The sequence below is a fragment of the Pseudomonas sp. GW821-FHT09C08 genome (genome assembly GCF_059418125.1).
The window spans coordinates 256,453-276,398 of record NZ_JBWKPG010000002.1 but is presented as its reverse complement, the minus strand read 5'-3'; the positions used below and the strand labels follow the sequence as shown (position 1 = coordinate 276,398).

Below are 19,946 nucleotides of genomic sequence, written 5' to 3'. Positions count from 1 at the left end.
ATATGTACACACAACCCTACTCGATCCCCACCTGATTTCGCCCATTATGCTTGGCCGTATACAACCCCTTGTCCGCTGCCAGGATCAGTTGCCGGCAATCGGTCCCCTGCGCCGGCGTCAGGGTCGACAGGCCGATACTGATGGTCAGGCTCGAACCTTCAGTCGGGGCAATGTGCGGGATTTTCAGCGCGGCCACCGCCATGCGCAGTTTTTCGGCCACCAGTCGCGCACCACCCGGCGAGGTATTGGGCAGCACCAGCGCAAACTCTTCACCGCCATAACGTGCCGGCAAGTCCGACGGCCGGCTGCTGGCTTCACGGATCGACGCGGCGACTTTGCGCAAGGCCTCATCGCCCTCGACGTGACCGAAGCTGTCGTTGTAGGTCTTGAAGAAATCCACGTCGATCATCAGCAACGACAATTGGGTCTGGTCGCGCATGGCACGGCGCCACTCCAGTTCCAGGTACTCGTCGAAGTGCCGGCGGTTGGACAGCCCGGTGAGGCCATCGGAGTTCATCAGCCGTTGCAGCACCAGGTTGGTGTCGAGCAATTGTTGCTGGCTGACCCGCAGCGCACGGTAGGCCGCGTCCCGCTGCAACAGGGTCATGTAGGAGCGCGAGTGGTAGCGAATGCGCGCCACCAACTCGATATTGTCCGGGAGCTTGACCAGGTAATCGTTGGCGCCGGCCGAGAACGCCGCGCTCTTGATCAGCGGGTCTTCCTTGGTGGAAAGCACTATGATCGGAATGTTCTGCGTGGCCGGGTGGTTGCGGTATTCGCGCACCAGGGTCAGGCCGTCGAGGCCGGGCATCACCAGGTCCTGCAGGATCACCGTCGGCTTGATGCGGATCGCCTGGGCAATGGCCTGGTGCGGGTCGGCGCAGAAGTGGAAGTCGATGTTTTCTTCATGGGCCAGGCCACGCCGCACGGCTTCGCCGATCATGGCCTGGTCGTCGACCAGCAACACCATGGCGGCATTTTCGTCGGTCTTGATGTCGTCGATCTGTAAATCATTCATCTGCAGTCACCTGAATTACTACCTGCAAGCCAGCACCGCGGGAGGTAGGGCTCATTTCGAAAATACCTCCAGCAATCGGGGCGCAATTCTGTCCAGTGGGCGAATTTCAACAGCAGCGTCAATCGCCGCCGCCGCTTTGGGCATGCCATACACCGCCGAGCTCTGCTGATCCTGGGCGATGGTCAGATATCCTTGTTCTCGCAGTAACTTGAGGCCCTGGGCCCCGTCGCGGCCCATGCCTGTCAGCAGTACGCCGACGGCATCGCCATTCCAGTGGCTGGCCACGCTTTCGAAAAATACGTCGATCGAAGGCCGATAGATCTCGTTAACCGGGTCTGCGGTATAGGCTAGCGTGCCGTTGCGCAATAAACGAATGTGGTGGTTGGTCCCGGCCAGCAGCACCACGCCGGGTTGCGGCGGCTCCCCCTCGCGGGCCAGGCGCACCGGCAGGCTCGAGGCGCTGCTCAGCCACTCGGCCATGCCGGCGGCGAAGACCTGGTCCACATGCTGCACCAGCACAATGGCGGCGGGAAAGTCGCGGGGCAAGCCCTTGAGCAGGATTTCCAGGGCAGCCGGGCCACCCGCCGACGAGCCGATGGCAACCAGGCTCTGGCGTTTGCCGGTGCTGCGCGCAGGTGTGGTTTCGGCGCGCACACGGCTGCCGCGCTGGCCAATCAACCAGCCGATATTGAGGATCTTGCGCAACAGCGGCGCCGCCGCATCCTTGGGGTTGCCGACGCCCAGGGGCGGCGTATCCACGACGTCCAGGGCGCCATGGCCCATGGCTTCGAACACCCGGCTGACGTTGGCCTGGCGGTCGACCGTGACGATCACGATGGCGCACGGGGTCTCGGCCATGATCTGCCGCGTCGCCTCGACACCGTCCATGACCGGCATGATCAGGTCCATCAGGATCAGGTCAGGGGTCAGTTCGGCGCAGCGCTGCACCGCTTCCAGGCCATTGCCGGCGACCCACACCACTTCGTGCGCAGGCTCGAAACTCAAGGCGCGGCGCAAGGCCTCCACCGCCAGGGGCATATCGTTGACGATCGCAATCCTCATGCCCGCGCGCCTCCAATCAGCTCCACCACGGCGTCCAACAAGGCATCGTCATGGAAACTGGCTTTGGCTAAATAATAGTCGGCGCCGGCGTCCAGTCCACGACGTCGGTCTTCTTCACGGTCCTTGTAGGACACCACCATCACCGGCAACGATTGCAGGCGACTGTCACGGCGCAAGAGTGTGACCAATTCAATACCGTCCATGCGAGGCATATCAATATCAGTGATCAACAGGTCAAAGTCTTCGGAGCGCAACGCGTTCCAACCGTCCATGCCATCGACCGCCACGGCCACTTCATAACCACGATTAAGTAACAATTTGCGTTGCAGCTCACGCACGGTGAGCGAATCGTCCACCACCAGCACGCGTTTGCGCGGTGCTTCGGTGGCCTGCTGGCTGCGCCGGGCAATGCGTTCCAGGCGGCCAGTGTTGAGCAGCTTGTCGACCGAGCGCAGCATGTCTTCGACGTCGACGATCAATACCACCGAGCCGTCGTCCAGCAAGGCGCCGGCGGAAATATCCTGGACCTTGCCCAGGCGGTCATCGAGCGGCAACACCACCAGGGTGCGCTCGCCGATGAAGCGTTCCACGGCGATTCCGTACACGGCATCGCGTTCGCGGATCACCACCACTTTCAAGGTTTCGTCATTATTCTGCCCCGCCGGGCGCTGCAACAACTGGCTGGCGGCCACCAGGCCGACATGCCGGCCCTCGTGCCAGAAATGCTGACGGCCTTCCAGTTGCACGATGTCGTCGGGCGCCAGGTCGCACATGCGTTCTATATGGGCCAGCGGGAACGCGTAGGCTTCTTCGCCGACTTCCACCACCAGGCTGCGCACCACCGACAGGGTCAGCGGCACCTCCAGATGGAAACGACTGCCCTGCCCCGCCGTCTGCTCCAGCACCACCGCACCGCGCAATTGGCGGACCATATGCTGCACTGCATCCAGGCCGACACCCCGCCCGGACACTTCGGTGACCTTGTCGCGCAGGCTGAACCCCGGCAGGAACAGGAACGTCAGCAACTCCTCTTCGCTCAGGCGCTGGGCGGTTTCCAACGGCGACAGGTGCCGGTCGACGATGGTGCCGCGCAGGCGCTCCAGGTCGACGCCGTTACCGTCATCGCTCAACTCCAGCACCAGCAGGCCAGCCTGATGAGACGCGCGCAGGCGGATCAGGCCCTCGGCCGGCTTGCCCGCCAGCAGGCGCTGCTCGGGCATTTCGATGCCGTGGTCGACGGCATTGCGCAGCAAATGGGTGAGCGGCGCTTCGAGCTTCTCCAGCACGTCGCGATCAACCTGGGTCTTTTCGCCCTCGATCTCCAGGCGCACCTGCTTGCCCAGGCTGCGGCCGAGGTCGCGGACCATGCGCACCTGCCCGGCCAGTACATCGGCAAACGGGCGCATGCGGCACGCCAGCGCGGTGTCGTAGAGCACCTGGGCGCGCTGCCCGGCCTGCCAGCCGAACTCGTCCAGCTCGGCATGTTTTTCTGCCAGCAGCGCCTGGGCTTCGCTCAATAGCCGGCGGGTATCGGCCAGGGCTTCCTGGGCTTCGAGGTTCAAGTCCACGGTCTTGAGCTGGCCGTCCAGCGTATCCAGGGCCCGCGCGCTCTGGCTTTGAATGCGTTTGAGGCGCTGCAGGCTGGCGAGGTATGGCTTGAGCCGCTGGGTTTCGACCAAGGACTTGCTCGACAGGTCGAGCAGGCTGTTCAAGCGCTCGGCGGTCACGCGCAACACGCGTTCGCCGCCTTCGGTCATGCGTTTGTTCTGGCGCGCAGGCTCGCTGGTGACGGGTGGCGCGGGCTCGGGCTCCGGCGGCAGCTCCTCGACGACGGGCGCCGGGGCCGACTCAGGCGGCGGCGGGGCTGACGGGGCGACCTTGGCGCTCAGTTGCGACGGATCGAGCAGGCGCTCCATCAGCGCCACATACGCCTCGATATCCGCCGGCCCGACGTCATTGCCCGGCGTGGCGATGCGCATCAACAGGTCGGTGCCTTGCAGCAACGCATCAATGTGCTCGGGTTGCAGGTACAGGCGACCTTCCTGGGCGCTGACCAGGCAATCCTCCATGACATGCGACACGCTGACCCCGGCGTCCACCCCGACAATCCGCGCCGCGCCCTTGAGCGAGTGCGCGGCACGCATGCAGGCTTCGAGCTGGTCGGCCTGGGTCGGGTTGCGTTCCAGGGCCAGCAGGCCCGCGCTCAATACCTGGGTCTGCGCATCGGCTTCCAGGCTGAACAGCTCCAGCAGCGAGGCATCGCGCATCTGGTCGGGGGTCATGTGAGGCTCCGGGTCACGGCGGACAACAATTGCGCCTCGTCCAGCCAACGCAGGCTGCGGCCTTTCCACTGCAACACACCTTGGGTGAAGCGGCCGCTGGCCTGGCTGCCGGGTGCTGACGCAGCCTTCAAGGTGCGCTCATCGATGGCATGGATGCCGTCGACTTCATCCACCGGCACCACCACCGGGCCATCTTGCGCGGCAATGATCAGCATCCGCGGCATGATCCGGCCACCGCTGGCGCCGCTGCCGGTGCTGTCCAGGCCCAGCAGTTCCACCAGCGACAGGCACGCCACCAGCGCGCCGCGTACGTTGGCCACGCCGAGCAAGGCACGGGAACGCTGGTGCGGCAGGGAGTGGATCGGTTGCAACGTGGCCACTTCCACCAGGCAACGGGTGGCGATGCCCAGCCACTCTTCGCCCAGGCGGAATATCAGCAGCGAGCGCGTGACCACCTCGGCGCCATGCTCGACCACTGCCTGTGGCCGACGGTCGTCCTGCTGCAACGCATAGCGATCCAACAGGCGCGTGGCGGCTGCCGAGTACACCGAGCAATTGCGGCAATGGATGTGGTCCGCCAGCAGCGGGCAGGATTTGTCACCATGGATGCCGATGCGGTTCCAGCAATCGTCGATGGCTTGCGTGTCAGCCAGGGTCAGGTCCAGGCCGGTGGTGTCGAGCGCGTCGGGGCTACTCATGGTTTGTGCTCACTGTCAGCTCGCTCGCTACGCGCGGCCCGCGCCTGCAGGCGGCGGGCTCCCGCGCTGTCGCCCTGGGACTCCAGCAAGGCGGCCAGGTGCATCAAGGCCTGCGAATGCTGGGGCTCCAGGTACAAGGCTTTTCGATAATAGCCCTGGGCTTCCAGGGCACTGCCGGCCACATCGCTGAGCAGCCCCAGCCAGTAAAACACCTGGGCGGCCGGCGGGTGGTGATTCAAATACTCTTCACACGCAGCCCGCGCCTCCAGGCTCTTGCCTTCGTTGGCGAGGGTGGCGATGCGGCTGAGCAAGGCGGCGGCATCGGACGGCGCGGCCTTGATCGGTATGACCTGCGCAGTGGCGGCAGTACTGAACGGGCGCGGCCTGACCGGAAGCGGCGCCGCGCTGCGCTGCGGGATGGGTGCTGGCAGCGGCACGAACACCGGCGCAGGCTGCTGCGGCTCAGCCTGCCGACTGAAGGCAAACGACTGCGCCGCACCGATCGAACGCATGCCATGGCGCCCCAGCAGGCTGCCCTCGGCGGGGCCGATAAACAGCACGCCGTCGACGTGGGTCAGGCCCTTGAGTACATCGAACACTTGTTTTTGGGTCGCCTGGTCGAAGTAGATCAGCAGGTTGCGGCAGAACACGAAGTCGTAGCTGGCCTCATTGGCCAGCAGCGCCGGGTCGAGCAGGTTGCCGACTTGCAGGCGCACTTGCTCACGCACCCGCTCGGCGATATGGAACCCGTCGCCGTGTTCCACGAAGTGGCGGTCGCGAAAGGCAATGTCGCCCCCGCGAAACGAGTTCTTGCCGTACACCCCGCGCCGGGCACGCTCCACCGACAGCGGGCTGACATCCATGCCCTGCACCTTGAACTGATGCGGTGCGAGGCCCGCGTCCAGCAGCGCCATGGCAATCGAATAGGGTTCTTCGCCAGTGGAACACGGCAGGCTGAGGATACGCAGCGCGCGCATCTGCTTGATCTCGACCAGGCGCGCCTTGGCCAGGCGGGCCAGGGTCACGAAGGATTCGGGGTAACGGAAAAACCAGGTTTCGGGGACGATCACCGCTTCGATCAGCGCCTGCTGCTCGTCATGGGAGCTTTGCAGGTGCTGCCAGTACTCGCCCGCCGTCTGCGCCTGCAAGGCCTGGCTGCGCTGGCGCACGGCACGCTCGATGATGGCTTCGCCCACGGAGGCGACATCGAGACCGATGCGCTCCTTGAGGAAGGCAAAGAAGCGCGGATCGTTGCTCATACGCTCAGCTCGGCGGAGAACAGCAACGCACGCACCGGCTCGGTGAGCAATTCATTCACGCCGATCCACTGCATCAAGCCCGCGGCGTCTTCACGCACCAGCCCCAGGTACGGCGCCTCGCGATTGTCCAGGCCATAGGGCTTGAACTCGCTGAGGTCGCACCGCAGGGTGTCGGTGGCCTGTTCCAGGATCAACCCCAGCCAGCGTGCAGCAACCCAGGGTTCGGGCTGATAGTTGACCAGCACCAGTCGCGTGCTGGTCCGCGCCTGGGCCGGCTGACCAAACGTCAGCGCACTGAGATCGATGACCGGCACCAACGCACCGCGATGGGCAAAGATGCCCGCCACCCACAGCGGCGCATGGGCGATGGGTTTGAGAGGCAGGCGCGGCAGCACCTCGGCCACTTCGGTGGCCCTTAATGCAAAGCGTTCGTCGCCGATGTGAAACACCAGGAACAAAGCCTTTTTCGCTGCCGGGACGGCGCCGCGTTTAGCCGCGAGGTCGCTCATCAGACTTTGAAACGCGACACGCCGCTGCGCAGGCCCACCGCCACCTGGCTCAGCTCATCAATGGCAAAGCTGGCCTGGCGCAGGGATTCCACAGTCTGGCTGCTGGCATCGCCCAGTTGCACCAGGGCGTGATTGATCTGCTCGGCACCGGTGGCCTGGGCCTGCATGCCTTCGTTGACCATCAATACCCGCGGCGCCAGCGCCTGCACCTGGTGGATGATCTGCGACAGCTGCTCGCCCACTTGCTGTACTTCGAACATGCCCCGGCGCACTTCCTCGGAGAACTTGTCCATGCCCATCACCCCCGCCGACACCGCCGACTGGATCTCGCGCACCATCTGCTCGATGTCATAGGTGGCCACGGCCGTCTGGTCCGCCAGGCGGCGCACTTCGGTGGCCACCACGGCAAAACCGCGCCCGTACTCGCCAGCTTTCTCCGCCTCGATGGCGGCGTTGAGCGACAGCAGGTTGGTCTGGTCGGCAACCTTGACGATGGTGACCACCACCTGGTTGATGTTGCCGGCCTTCTCATTGAGGATCGCCAGCTTGGCGTTGACCAGGTCGGCGGCGCCCATTACCGAATGCATGGTTTCTTCCATGCGCGCCAGGCCCTGCTGGCCGGAGCCTGCGGCCACCGAGGCCTGGTCGGCGGCGGTGGAGACTTCAGTCATGGTGCGCACCAGGTCCTTGGACGTCGCGGCGATTTCCCGGGAAGTCGCGCCGATCTCGGTGGTGGTGGCCGCGGTTTCAGTCGCGGTCGCCTGCTGTTGCTTGGACGTCGCGGCAATCTCGGTCACCGAGGTGGTGACCTGCACCGACGAGCGCTGGGCCTGGGACACCAGGGCCGTCAGCTCGGTCATCATGTCGTTGAAGCCGGTTTCGACTGCGCCGAATTCATCCTTGCGCTCCAGGTTCAGGCGCTTGCTCAGGTCGCCGGTACGCATGGTTTCGAGGATGTCGACGATGCGCTGCATCGGCGCCATGATCGCGCGCATCAGCAGCAGGCCACACAGGCCGGCCGCGAGGATGGCGATGATCAGCGAAACGGCCATGCTGATCTTGGCCGACAGCACCGACTCGTCGATGGCCGCCGTGGCACGGTCGGACACGTTCTTGTTTTCCGTGATGATGTCATTGAGCTTCATGCGACCTTCGGTCCAGATCGGCGTCAATTGCTCCTCGAGCAATTGGTTGGCCCCCGGCAGGTCATTGGCTTGCACGCGCTCCAGCACCTGCGCCAGGACTTTGTTGTAGTTGATGTGCGCCGCCTTGAAGTTATCGAACTCCATGCGGTCAGCCTGGCCATGAATGGTTTTTTCGTAGTTGGCCATCTGCAGTTCAATACGCGTCTCGAAGGACTTGTAGTCGTTCTTGTCGGTATTGGTGAAGGTTTTATCCTCGCGCAGGCCAATGATGTCGATGGTCTGCAAATAGCTGTCGACCCAGGCGCTGCGGATCATCGAGCTGAGGTACACCCCGGGCACCGCGTCGTCGCGGACCGCTTCCTGGCTGGCTTCGATCTTCAGCAACCGTGAGTAGGACACCACGACCATCAGCAGCATGATCGCGATAATGACCGCAAAGCTCGCCAAAATCCGTTGGCGCAAGGTCCAGTTCTTCACAGTAATTCCTCGAAGGGCCATTCAAATGGAGGGGAGTATAGCTGAGCAGAAGCCCTCATTTATCAACGGGTTTTGCTGTAGTGATCACAGAATGCAAATGTGGGAGTGGGCCTGCTTGCGAAGGCGCAGGATCAGTCAATAGATTCGATGACTGACCAGCGCATTCGCGAGCAGGCCCACTCCCACAGTTTGATCGCTTCAGGGCAGGCGTTTATTGCGCCAGCCGCACCTGTTTTTCCAGCTCGATCTTCAAGCCAGGCTCCAGCTTGAGTTGCCGCGCCAGCTCATCGAGGTAGGCCTTCTCCATGAAATTTTCCTCATCCACCAGCATCACGCTGGCGATGTACATCTCCGCGGCCATTTCCGGGGTGCTGGCGGCGCGGGCCACATCGGCCGGGTCCAGGGGTTTGTTCAGTTCGGCGTGCAGCCAGCTGTGCAACTCGCGGTCATCGTCCAGCTTGGTGAATTCACCTTCGATCAGCGCGCGCTCGCGCTCATCCACATGCCCGTCCGCCTTGGCGGCGGCTACCAGGGCCTTGAGGATGCCCTGGCTGTGTTGCTCGACTTGGGCCGGTGGCAAACGGTCGATGGTTTGCGGTTCGCCTTGAGGTGCGCTGACCTGGTTTGCCTGCCAGTTGCCATAGGCTTTATAGGCAATGACGCCCAACGCGGCGAGCCCGCCGTAGGTCAGGGCCTTGCCGCCGAACTTGCGGGCTTTCTTGTTCCCCAGCAGCAGGCCCATGGCCCCGGCCGCCAGGGCGCCGCCACCGGCACCGCCGAGCAGACTGCCAAGGCCACCACCGCCCAGCAGTCCGCCAAGGGCGCCTTTGTCGTCCGGCTTGCGCTGGCCGCCGGCCTTGTTCTGCAACATGTCCTGGCCAGACTTGAGCAGTTGATCGAGCAATCCACGGGTATTCATTCGCAGCCTCCAGACACTTGGGTTCGTAGGACCAATAGGCTCCCAGCGTAAAACTAAGTGCCAAAAAGCCCCGATCTAGAGTGCTTCCAGATGTAACGCCACTGCCGTTCGCTTAAATCGATATACACTCGAATAAATCTATAAAAACACCCCACTGGTAATTCCAGCATGATGACCTTGCGTCAAATCCGGCATTTCATCGCCGTGGCCGAGACGGGCTCGATCTCCGCCGCCGCGCAAACCGCGTTCATTTCCCAGTCGACCCTGACCCTGGCCATCCAGCAACTGGAGCAGGAAATCGGCGTCAACCTGTTCAACCGCCACGCCAAGGGCATGACCCTGACCCACCAGGGCCATCAGTTCCTGCGCCAGGCGCACCTGATTCTTGCCACCGTCGACAACGCCAAGCGCAGCCTGCAGCAGAGCACCGACCAGGTTGCCGGCCAGTTGATCATCGGCGTGACCAGCCTGGTTGCCGGGTATTACCTTGCCGACCTGCTGACCCGTTTCCAGCGCGCCTATCCGAATGTGGAAATCCGCGTGATGGAGGATGAACGCCCGTACATCGAGCATTTGCTGGTCAGCGGTGAGATCGATGTGGGAGTGCTGATCCTGTCCAACCTCGAAGACCGCCACGCCCTGCAGACCGAAGTCCTCACCCACTCGCCTCATCGCCTGTGGCTGCCGGCGCAGCACCCGTTGCTGGAGCACGACAGCATCAACCTGGCCGATGTGGCGCGCGAGCCATTGATTCAGCTGAATGTCGACGAAATGGGCCACAACGCCCAACGCCTGTGGACTGCAGCCGCGCTGCAGCCACGCGTGACCTTGCGCACCGCTTCCACCGAAGCGGTGCGCAGCCTGGTGGCTGCCGGCCTGGGAGTGTCGATCCAGCCGGACATGACCTACCGGCCCTGGTCCCTGGAAGGCGACATTATTGAAGCGCGGCCGATTGCCGACCTCAGCCAGACCCTCGACGTGGGCCTGGCCTGGCGCCGTGGCACCGCGCGCCCGGCGCTGGTGGACCCGTTCCTGACCGTGGCCCGCGAACAGCCGCATCCGCGCAAGCCATCTATTTAATCGAATGCTGCATTCAGTATTTAGTATTTGTTGACCTCGCGCCCGACCTCTACTCTCAGCTCATCCATAAGAGAAGGTCAGGCGCCTTGTAAGAGAACGCCCATGGCCACACAAGAAAAGAGATCGCGAAAAATGTCCGGCGCGCCCACCCCGCTGCTCACTGCGTTGCTGATCGACGGCGAACTGGTCCAGGGCCAGGGTTTTGTCGAGCCGATCCTCAACCCGGCCACCGGTGAAGTCCTCACCCAGATTGCCGAAGCCAGCACCGAACAGGTCGAAAGCGCCATCCTCGCCGCGCACCGCGCGTTTGCCGGCTGGTCGCGGACCACGCCGCAGCAACGCTCGATCATCCTGCTGGGCATTGCCGACGCCATCGAAAAACAAGCCGACTACCTCGCTCGCCTCGAATCACTCAATTGCGGCAAGCCCTTGCACCTGGCACGCCAGGATGACTTGAGCGCCACCGTCGATGTGTTTCGCTTCTTCGCCGGGGCCGTGCGCTGCCAGACCGGCCAGCTCAGCGGCGAATACCTGCCGGGCTACACCAGCATGGTGCGCCGTGACCCGATTGGCGTGGTCGCCTCCATTGCGCCGTGGAACTACCCGCTGATGATGGCCGCGTGGAAGATCGCCCCGGCCCTGGCCGCCGGTAATACGCTGGTGTTCAAGCCGTCGGAACATACGCCGCTGTCGATCCTGGCCCTCGCCCCCGTCCTTAAAGAACTGCTGCCGCGCGGGGTCATCAACATTCTGTGTGGCGGCGGCGAAGGTGTCGGCAGCCATTTGGTCAGCCACCCCAAGGTGCGCATGGTGTCGCTGACCGGCGATATCGTCACCGGGCAGAAAATTCTGCAAGCCGCGTCGAAAACCCTGAAACGCACGCACCTGGAACTGGGCGGCAAGGCCCCGGTGATCGTCTGCAACGACGCCGACCTGCAAGCCGTGGTCGAAGGTGTGCGTGCCTACGGCTATTACAACGCCGGCCAGGACTGCACCGCGGCCTGCCGCATCTACGCCCAGGCCGGCATCCACGACAAATTGGTCGCCGAGCTTGGCGCGGCCGTCAGCAGCCTGCGCTTTGCCGGCAAGCGTGATGCCGACAACGAACTCGGCCCGCTGATCAGCACGCGCCAGCGTGACCGCGTCGCCAGTTTTGTCGAGCGCGCCCTCGGCCAGCCGCATATCGAGCGGGTCACGGGTGCCGCCGTGCATTCCGGTGCCGGCTTCTATTACCAGCCGACACTCCTCGCCGGTTGCAAACAAAACGATGAGATCGTGCAGCGCGAAGTCTTCGGCCCGGTGGTCACCGTGACCCGCTTCGATGAGCTGGAACAGGCGGTGGACTGGGCCAACGACTCCGAATACGGCCTGGCCTCGTCGGTATGGACGCAGAACCTGGACAAGGCCATGCAGGTGGCGGCGCGCCTGCAATACGGCTGCACCTGGATCAACAGCCATTTCATGCTGGTCAGCGAAATGCCCCACGGCGGCTTGAAGCGCTCGGGGTATGGGAAAGATCTGTCCAGCGATTCGCTTCAGGACTACAGCGTGGTGCGGCACATCATGGCTAGACATGGAGGTCAGCTATAAGCGGCAAGCTGCAAGCTGCAAGTAAAAGCGGATCTGCTTTTGCTTTTGCTTTTGCTTTTGCTTTTGCTTTTGCTTGCGGCTTGTGGCTTGCGGCTTGCGGCTCAGCCCCAAGAGCTACGCTAAAACAATAATCAACCCGTATACCTGTTTTTACTGCCCCGACCATAATTAAAGAAGAGGGAATCCCCATGTCCGCGCACAAGACCGCACTGCTCAGTGCCCTGACCACCGCGCTGCTGGCCAGCGCCAGCCTTCAGGCCGCCGAACCGCTGAAAGCGGTGGGGGCAGGTGAAGGCCAATTGGATATCGTCGCCTGGCCCGGCTATATCGAACGTGGCGAAAGCGACAAGGCCTACGACTGGGTCACCGGTTTCGAGAAGGAAACCGGTTGCAAGGTCAACGTGAAAACCGCCGCCACCTCTGACGAAATGGTCAGCCTGATGGCCAAGGGCGGTTATGACCTGGTCACCGCATCCGGCGATGCCTCGTTGCGGTTGATCGTCGGCAAGCGTGTGCAGCCGATCAACACGGCGTTGATCCCCAACTGGAAAAACCTCGACCCGCGCCTCAAGGATGCGCCGTGGTACGTGGTCGGCCAGCAAACCTACGGCACCCCGTACCAGTGGGGCCCGAACGTGCTGATGTACAACACCAACGTGTTCAAGACCGCGCCCACCAGCTGGAACGTGGTGTTCGATGCGCAGAACCTGCCTGACGGCAAGCCGAACAAAGGCCGCGTGCAAGCCTACGACGGTCCGATCTACATCGCCGACGCGGCGCTGTATCTCAAGTCGACCAAGCCGGAGTTGGGCATCCAGAGCCCTTACGAACTGACCGAAACCCAGTACAAGGCCGTGCTCGAACTGTTGCGCGCCCAGCAGCCGTTGATCCACCGCTACTGGCACGACACCACCGTGCAGATGAGCGACTTCAAGAACGAAGGCGTAGTGGCCTCCAGCGCCTGGCCGTATCAGGTCAACGGCCTGGTCAACGAGAAACAGCCGATCGCCTCGACCATTCCCAAGGAAGGCGCCACCGGCTGGGCCGACACCACCATGCTGCACACCGAGGCCAAGCACCCCAACTGCGCCTACAAGTGGATGGACTGGTCGCTGCAGCCGAAGGTCCAGGGCGATGTCGCGGCCTGGTTCGGCTCGCTGCCGGCGGTGCCTGCGGCGTGTAAAGAGAGCGAGCTGCTCGGCGCTGAAGGCTGCAAGACCAACGGGTTCGACCAGTTCGAAAAGATCGCTTTCTGGAAAACCCCGCAGGCTGAAGGCGGCAAGTTCGTGCCGTACAGCCGCTGGACCCAGGATTACATCGCGATCATGGGCGGGCGCTAAGCACTCCCAGGCGACACCGGCCCCATGTGGGAGCGGGCTTGCTCGCGAAAGCGGACTTTCAGTTGATTCATCGGTGACTGACACACCGCATTCGCGAGCAAGCCCGCTCCCACATTTCGACCGAGTCGCCCTCAACACCGCGTTAATTTTTTCAGAAGTCCAGGCCGGGCCGCTGCGACGACCCGCGCCTTTTTGGAGCACCGCACCATGACGCTTGCAGTCCAATTCACCCACGTTTCCCGTCAGTTCGGCGAAGTGAAAGCCGTTGACCGGGTTTCCATCGATATCCAGGACGGCGAGTTCTTTTCCATGCTAGGCCCTTCCGGCTCAGGCAAGACCACGTGCCTGCGCCTGATCGCCGGGTTCGAGCAGCCGAGCGCAGGCTCGATCCGTATTCATGGCGAGGAAGCCGCCGGCTTGCCGCCGTATCAGCGTGACGTCAACACCGTGTTCCAGGATTACGCGCTGTTCCCGCATATGAATGTGCGCGACAACGTGGCCTACGGCCTCAAGGTCAAGGGCGTCGGCAAGACCGAGCGCCTCAACCGCGCCGAAGAAGCCCTGGGCATGGTCGCCCTCGGCGGCTACGGCGACCGCAAGCCGGTGCAGCTCTCGGGCGGCCAGCGCCAACGGGTGGCACTGGCCCGCGCACTGGTCAATCGCCCGCGCGTGCTGCTGCTCGATGAGCCGCTCGGCGCCCTCGACCTCAAGCTGCGCGAGCAGATGCAAAGCGAGTTGAAGAAGCTGCAACGCCAACTCGGCATCACCTTTATCTTCGTGACGCACGATCAGACCGAAGCGCTGTCGATGTCCGACCGGGTGGCGGTGTTCAACAAGGGCCGCATCGAACAGGTCGACACCCCGCGCAACCTGTACATGAAGCCGGCCACGTCGTTCGTCGCCGAATTCGTTGGCACCTCCAATGTGCTTCGCGGCGAGCTGGCCCAACGCCTCAGCGGCACCCCGCAACCGTTCTCGATCCGCCCGGAACACGTGCGCTTTGCCGAAGGCCCGCTGGGCGTCGGTGAGGTCGAAATCAGCGGCCTGCTGCACGACATCCAGTACCAGGGCAGCGCCACCCGCTATGAACTGAAACTGGAAAACGGCCAGGCGCTGAACATCAGCCAGGCGAACAACCAATGGCTGGATATCAGCAGCGGCCACCTGGTCGGCCAGACCGTCACCGCGCGCTGGGCGCGGGAAGCCATGACCCCGCTGACCGACATCGCAGGCGAGGTGTGAGATGACTTCGGCCTTTTCCCAACCGCCGATGCGCAGGTTTTCCAACCTGCTGTACCGCAAGCCCAACCTGTACCTGGCAATGTTGCTGGTACCGCCGCTGATCTGGTTCGGCGCGATCTACCTGGGCTCACTGCTGACCCTGCTGTGGCAAGGTTTCTATACCTTCGACGACTTCACCATGGCGGTCACGCCGGACCTGACCCTGGCCAACTTCGCCGCCCTGTTCCAGCCGTCGAACTTCGACATCATCGTGCGCACCCTGAGCATGGCGATCGTGGTGTCGATCGCCAGCGCCATCGTCGCCTTCCCGATCGCCTACTACATGGCGCGCTACACCACGGGCAAGACCAAGGCGTTCTTCTATATCGCGGTGATGATGCCGATGTGGGCCAGCTATATCGTCAAGGCGTATGCCTGGACCTTGCTGCTGGCCAAGGGCGGCGTCGCACAGTGGTTCGTGCAGCACCTGGGGCTGGAACCGCTGCTGCAGTTCGTGCTGGGCATTCCCGGCGTGGGCGGCAGCACCTTGAGCACCTCGCACCTGGGGCGCTTCATGGTGTTCGTGTACATCTGGCTGCCGTTCATGATCCTGCCGATCCAGGCCTCGCTGGAACGCTTGCCGCCGTCCCTGCTGCAAGCCTCGGCGGATCTCGGGGCCAAGCCGCGCCAAACCTTCATGCAGGTGATTTTGCCGCTGTCGGTGCCGGGCATTGCCGCCGGCTCGATCTTCACGTTCTCGCTGACCCTGGGCGATTTCATCGTGCCGCAACTGGTGGGCCCGCCGGGCTACTTCGTCGGCGGCATGGTGTACGCCCAGCAAGGTGCCATCGGCAACATGCCCATGGCCGCCGCGTTCACCCTGGTACCGATCGTGCTGATCGCGGTTTACCTGTCCATCGTCAAACGCCTGGGGGCCTTCGATGCACTCTGAAAAAGCTTCGTGGAGCCTGAAAATAGCGGCTTGGGGCGGGTTGGTTTTCCTGCACTTCCCGATCCTGATCATCTTCCTCTACGCCTTCAACACCGAAGAAGCCGCGTTCAGCTTTCCGCCCCAGGGCTTTACCCTGAAGTGGTTCAGCGTGGCCTTCGCCCGGCCCGACGTGCTCGAAGCGATCAAGCTGTCGCTGCAGATCGCGGCCATCGCCACGTTGATCGCCATGGTGCTCGGCACCCTGGCCTCGGCGGCGCTGTATCGGCGCGAATTCTTCGGCAAGCAAGGAGTGTCGCTGATGCTGATCCTGCCGATTGCGCTGCCGGGGATCATCACCGGTATCGCACTGCTGGCGACGTTCAAGACGCTGGGCATCGAGCCCGGGATGTTCACCATCATCGTCGGCCACGCGACCTTCTGCGTGGTGATCGTCTACAACAACGTGATCGCGCGCCTGCGGCGTACTTCCCACAGCCTCATCGAAGCCTCGATGGACCTGGGTGCCGACGGCTGGCAGACCTTCCGCTACATCATCATGCCCAACCTCGGCTCGGCGCTGCTGGCCGGCGGCATGCTCGCGTTTGCGCTGTCGTTCGACGAAATCATCGTCACCACCTTCACCGCCGGCCACGAGCGCACCTTGCCGCTGTGGCTGCTCAACCAGCTCAGCCGGCCACGCGATGTGCCGGTGACCAACGTGGTCGCGATGCTGGTGATGCTGGTGACGATGTTCCCGATTCTCGGTGCCTACTACCTGACGCGCGGCGGTGAAAGCGTGGCCGGGAGTGGCGGTAAATAACTGACAACACATTGCTACTGTTGAAACACGGTCAATGTGGCAGCTGGCGTGCCTGCGATAGCGGTATCAACTCAACCACCGCAATCGCAGGCAAGCCAGCTCCCACAGTCGCACCGGTTTCTCCAGAGATAGAACTGTCGCTTTGAGGAGGAATTAACCATGCAAACCAAACTGTTGATCAACGGCCACCTGGTCGAAGGCGAAGGCCCGGCCCAAGCCGTATTCAACCCGGCGCTCGGCCGCGTGCTGGTGGAAATCAAGGAAGCCAGCGAAGCCCAGGTCGACGCCGCCGTGCGCGCCGCCGATGCCGCCTTTGAAGGCTGGTCGCAGACCGCACCCAAAGACCGCTCCTTGCTGCTGCTCAAACTGGCGGACGTGATCGAGGCCCACGGTGAAGAGCTGGCCAAGCTGGAATCGGACAACTGCGGCAAGCCCTACAGCGCCGCGCTGAACGATGAGATCCCGGCGATTGCCGACGTGTTCCGCTTCTTTGCCGGTGCCAGCCGTTGCATGAGCGGGTCGGCTGGCGGCGAATACCTGCCCGGTCACACCTCGATGATCCGTCGCGACCCGGTGGGCGTCATCGCTTCCATCGCGCCGTGGAACTACCCGCTGATGATGGTCGCCTGGAAAATCGCCCCTGCCCTGGCTGCCGGTAATACCGTGGTGCTCAAGCCGTCGGAACAAACCCCGCTGACGGCGTTGCGCATGGTCGAACTGGCCGCCGATATTTTCCCGGCCGGTGTCCTCAACCTGGTGTTCGGGCGTGGTCCGACCGTCGGCAGCCCGTTGGTGAACCACCCGAAAGTGCGCATGGTGTCGCTGACCGGCTCCATCGCTACCGGCGCGAACATCATCTCCAGCACCGCCGACAGCGTGAAGCGCATGCACATGGAGCTGGGCGGCAAGGCCCCGGTGATCATCTTCAACGATGCCGATATCGACGCGGCCGTCGAAGGCATTCGCACCTTCGGCTTCTACAACGCCGGCCAGGACTGCACCGCGGCGTGCCGCATCTATGCCCAGGCGGACATCTATGATGCGTTTGTCGAGAAACTCGGCGCGGCAGTCGCCAGCATCCAGTACGGCCTGCAGGATGACCCGGCCACCGAGCTCGGCCCGCTGATCACCGCGCAGCACCGCGACCGCGTCGCCGGCTTTGTCGAACGCGCCGTGGCCCAGCCGCACATCCGCCTGGTGACCGGCGGCAAGGCGGTGGAAGGCAATGGTTTCTTCTTTGAACCGACGGTGCTGGCCGATGCGCAGCAGGACGACGAAATCGTGCGCCGCGAGGTGTTCGGGCCGGTGGTGTCGGTGACTAAATTCACCGATGAAGCGCAGGTGCTCGGCTGGGCCAACGATTCGGACTACGGCCTGGCGTCATCCGTATGGACCGCCGATGTCGGACGCGCCCATCGCCTGGCCGCGCGTTTGCAATATGGCTGCACCTGGGTCAACACCCACTTCATGCTCGTCAGTGAAATGCCCCACGGCGGTCAGAAACTGTCCGGGTATGGCAAGGACATGTCCATGTATGGGCTGGAGGACTACACCACCGTACGCCATGTGATGTTCAAGCACTGACGCTTTACCCCTGTGTGCGGGCTTGCCCGCGATGGCGGCGTGTCTGTGCCGACGCTATCGCGGGCAAGCCCGCTCCCACAGGGGACCTCCTCATAACAATAAATAATTCGTAGGTTCCCATGGACATTACCCGCCGCGACTTCCTCAACGGCGTCGCCATCACTATTGCCGCCGGCATGACCCCGCTGCAAATCCTCCAGGCCGCGCCCGACGGCCGCTACTACCCGCCCGCCCTCACCGGCATGCGCGGCAGCCATGTCGGCTCGTTCGAAGTGGCGCACCAGATGGGCTGGGAAAAGAAGGTCTTCGACACCGACAAACTGCCGATCACCGAGGACTATGACCTGGTAGTGGTCGGGGGCGGCCTGAGTGGTCTGTCGGCGGCGTGGTTCTACCGCGAGAAGCACCCCAAGGCGAAGATCCTGATCCTGGAAAACCACGACGACTTCGGCGGCCATGCCAAGCGCAATGAATTCCAGGCCGGTGGCCGCATGATCATCGGCTACGGCGGCAGCGAGGCGTTCCAGTCGCCCAACCACCTCTACAGCAAGCAAGTGAATGGCCTGCTGAAAAAACTCGGGGTGAACATCAAGCGCTTCGAGACCGCCTTCGACCGTCAGTTCTACCCGGGCCTGGGGTTGTCGCGCGGGGTGTTCTTCGACAAGGAGAACTTTGGCGAAGACAAACTGGTGACCGGCGACCCGACGCCGATGGTCGCCGACGACATCGCGCCCGACCAATTGCATGCGCGCTCCATCAGCGACTTCATCAATGACTTCCCGCTGCCACCCGCCGACCGTCAGGCGTTGATCGAGCTGCACACGGCGCCCAAGGATTACCTGCCGGGCAAGACGGCCGAGCAAAAGGCCGACTACCTGGCGGTCACCAGCTACCGCGATTTCCTGCTGAAGAACGTCGGATTATCGGAAGGCGCGGTGAAGTACTTCCAGAGCCGCACCAATGACTTCATGGCCTTGAGCATCGATGCCGTGGCATCGTCCGACGCCTATAACGTGGGATTCCCAGGTTTCGGCGGCATGAACCTGGCACCAATCAGCGAAGAAGCCGCCGCCGAAATGGAAGAGCCCTACATCTACCACTTCCCGGATGGCAACGCGTCACTCGCACGCCTGCTGGTGCGCAGCCTGGTCCCCGGCGTGGCACCCGGGCACACCATGGACGATATCTTGCTGGCAGCGTTTGACTACGCCAAGCTCGATCAACCCAAGGCGCCGGTACGGGTGCGCTTGAACAGCACGGCGGTCAGCGTGCGCAACGTGGGCGACAGCGTGCATATCGGCTACAGCCGTGGCGGACAACTCGCACAGGTGCGTGGCAAACGCTGCATCCTGGCCTGCTACAACATGATGATCCCGTACCTGCTCAAGGACCTGCCGGCCCCCCAGGCCCACGCCTTGAGCCAGAACGTGAAATTCCCGCTGGTGTACACCAAGGTGGTGATCCGCAACTGGCAATCGTTCCAGAAACTTGGCGTGCATGAGATTTACGCGGCCACCCAACCGTACAGCCGCATCAAACTGGACTACCCGGTGAGCATGGGTGGCTACGACCACCCGCGCGACCCGACGCAGCCGATTGGCTTGCACATGGTCTACGTGCCCACCAGCCCCAACAGCGGCATGAACGCCCGCGACCAGGCGCGCGCCGGGCGCGGCAAGTTGTATGCGCAGACCTTCGAGCAACTGGAAACGCAATTGCGTGACCAACTGCAACGCATGCTCGGCCCGGGTGGGTTCAACCACGAGACCGATATCCTCGGGATCACGGTGAATCGCTGGTCCCATGGCTATGCATACTTTTCCAACAGCTTGTTCGACAACGCCGGCGAGAGCGAAGCGCTGATGAACCTGGCGCGCAAGCCGCTGGGGCACGTGAGCATCGCCAACTCGGATGCGGCGTGGAGTGCGTACGCCCACGCGGCAATTGATGAGGCGTACCGGGCGGTCGGCGAGGTGAGTTGAAGGCCATGTGTGGCGAAGGCTTCCTGTGG

At 63.2% G+C, this 19,946-nt stretch carries 17 protein-coding genes; 8 read left to right on the top strand and 9 right to left on the bottom strand.

Features of this window, described 5'->3' with window-relative positions; all coding sequences use genetic code 11:
- Positions 1-16: 16 nt before the first annotated feature.
- The 8 genes from AC07OJ_RS07880 to AC07OJ_RS07845 form a co-directional block, all read right to left on the bottom strand.
- On the bottom strand, positions 17-1,018 hold the full coding sequence (locus tag AC07OJ_RS07880) for a response regulator (protein ID WP_065903189.1): 1,002 nt from the start codon (positions 1,016-1,018) through the stop codon (positions 17-19).
- A gap of 51 nt (positions 1,019-1,069) precedes the next feature.
- On the bottom strand, positions 1,070-2,080 hold the full coding sequence (locus tag AC07OJ_RS07875) for a chemotaxis response regulator protein-glutamate methylesterase (protein WP_106804980.1): 1,011 nt from the start codon (positions 2,078-2,080) through the stop codon (positions 1,070-1,072).
- On the bottom strand, positions 2,077-4,362 hold the full coding sequence (locus AC07OJ_RS07870; protein ID WP_065903197.1) for a hybrid sensor histidine kinase/response regulator: 2,286 nt from the start codon (positions 4,360-4,362) through the stop codon (positions 2,077-2,079). Before AC07OJ_RS07870 ends, AC07OJ_RS07875 begins: the two co-directional genes overlap by 4 nt.
- A complete protein-coding gene (locus AC07OJ_RS07865) occupies positions 4,359-5,060 on the bottom strand; it encodes a chemotaxis protein CheW (RefSeq protein WP_065903199.1) in 702 nt (233 codons plus the stop codon). Before AC07OJ_RS07865 ends, AC07OJ_RS07870 begins: the two co-directional genes overlap by 4 nt.
- Positions 5,057-6,319: a CheR family methyltransferase gene (locus tag AC07OJ_RS07860; RefSeq protein ID WP_282397579.1), complete on the bottom strand. Its 1,263-nt coding sequence runs from the start codon at positions 6,317-6,319 to the stop codon at positions 5,057-5,059. The genes AC07OJ_RS07865 and AC07OJ_RS07860 overlap by 4 nt, the downstream gene beginning before the upstream one ends.
- Positions 6,316-6,828, bottom strand: coding sequence for a chemotaxis protein CheW (locus AC07OJ_RS07855; protein ID WP_120447765.1), 513 nt, complete (start codon positions 6,826-6,828; stop codon positions 6,316-6,318). Before AC07OJ_RS07855 ends, AC07OJ_RS07860 begins: the two co-directional genes overlap by 4 nt.
- Positions 6,828-8,450, bottom strand: coding sequence for a methyl-accepting chemotaxis protein (locus AC07OJ_RS07850; RefSeq protein WP_065903210.1), 1,623 nt, complete (start codon positions 8,448-8,450; stop codon positions 6,828-6,830). The genes AC07OJ_RS07855 and AC07OJ_RS07850 overlap by 1 nt, the downstream gene beginning before the upstream one ends.
- A 211-nt stretch (positions 8,451-8,661) precedes the next feature.
- Complete coding sequence (locus AC07OJ_RS07845; protein WP_495094346.1) at positions 8,662-9,369, bottom strand: tellurite resistance TerB family protein; 708 nt, start codon at positions 9,367-9,369, stop codon at positions 8,662-8,664.
- Between the two features lie 168 nt (positions 9,370-9,537).
- Between AC07OJ_RS07845 and AC07OJ_RS07840 the strand changes: the two genes are divergently transcribed.
- Both AC07OJ_RS07840 and AC07OJ_RS07835 read left to right on the top strand, forming a co-directional pair.
- Complete coding sequence (locus AC07OJ_RS07840; protein ID WP_065903213.1) at positions 9,538-10,449, top strand: LysR family transcriptional regulator; 912 nt, start codon at positions 9,538-9,540, stop codon at positions 10,447-10,449.
- 132 nt (positions 10,450-10,581) lie between these two features.
- On the top strand, positions 10,582-12,039 hold the full coding sequence (locus tag AC07OJ_RS07835) for a gamma-aminobutyraldehyde dehydrogenase (protein ID WP_282398211.1): 1,458 nt from the start codon (positions 10,582-10,584) through the stop codon (positions 12,037-12,039).
- On the opposite strand, the gene AC07OJ_RS07830 is transcribed toward AC07OJ_RS07835, so the two are convergent.
- A complete protein-coding gene (locus AC07OJ_RS07830) occupies positions 12,017-12,229 on the bottom strand; it encodes a hypothetical protein (RefSeq protein WP_495094345.1) in 213 nt (70 codons plus the stop codon). The genes AC07OJ_RS07835 and AC07OJ_RS07830 overlap by 23 nt on opposite strands.
- Between AC07OJ_RS07830 and ydcS the strand changes: the two genes are divergently transcribed.
- The 6 genes from ydcS (at position 12,228) to AC07OJ_RS07800 (ending at position 19,917) form a co-directional block, all read left to right on the top strand.
- Positions 12,228-13,379 (top strand): putative ABC transporter substrate-binding protein YdcS, encoded by a 1,152-nt coding sequence (gene ydcS / locus AC07OJ_RS07825; RefSeq protein ID WP_065903220.1) that lies wholly within the window; start codon positions 12,228-12,230, stop codon positions 13,377-13,379. The genes AC07OJ_RS07830 and ydcS overlap by 2 nt on opposite strands.
- Before the next feature lie 207 nt (positions 13,380-13,586).
- Positions 13,587-14,621 carry an ABC transporter ATP-binding protein gene (locus AC07OJ_RS07820; protein ID WP_495094344.1) on the top strand — a complete coding sequence of 345 codons (1,035 nt, stop codon included), beginning with the start codon at positions 13,587-13,589 and terminating at the stop codon, positions 14,619-14,621.
- Between the two features lies 1 nt (position 14,622).
- Positions 14,623-15,552, top strand: coding sequence for an ABC transporter permease (locus AC07OJ_RS07815; RefSeq protein WP_495094343.1), 930 nt, complete (start codon positions 14,623-14,625; stop codon positions 15,550-15,552).
- A complete protein-coding gene (locus AC07OJ_RS07810) occupies positions 15,542-16,351 on the top strand; it encodes an ABC transporter permease (protein WP_065903232.1) in 810 nt (269 codons plus the stop codon). Before AC07OJ_RS07815 ends, AC07OJ_RS07810 begins: the two co-directional genes overlap by 11 nt.
- Before the next feature lie 159 nt (positions 16,352-16,510).
- Positions 16,511-17,935 carry a gamma-aminobutyraldehyde dehydrogenase gene (locus tag AC07OJ_RS07805; protein ID WP_065903235.1) on the top strand — a complete coding sequence of 475 codons (1,425 nt, stop codon included), beginning with the start codon at positions 16,511-16,513 and terminating at the stop codon, positions 17,933-17,935.
- 119 nt (positions 17,936-18,054) lie between these two features.
- Positions 18,055-19,917 carry an NAD(P)/FAD-dependent oxidoreductase gene (locus AC07OJ_RS07800; protein WP_495094342.1) on the top strand — a complete coding sequence of 621 codons (1,863 nt, stop codon included), beginning with the start codon at positions 18,055-18,057 and terminating at the stop codon, positions 19,915-19,917.
- The last annotated feature ends 29 nt before the right edge of the window (positions 19,918-19,946 follow it).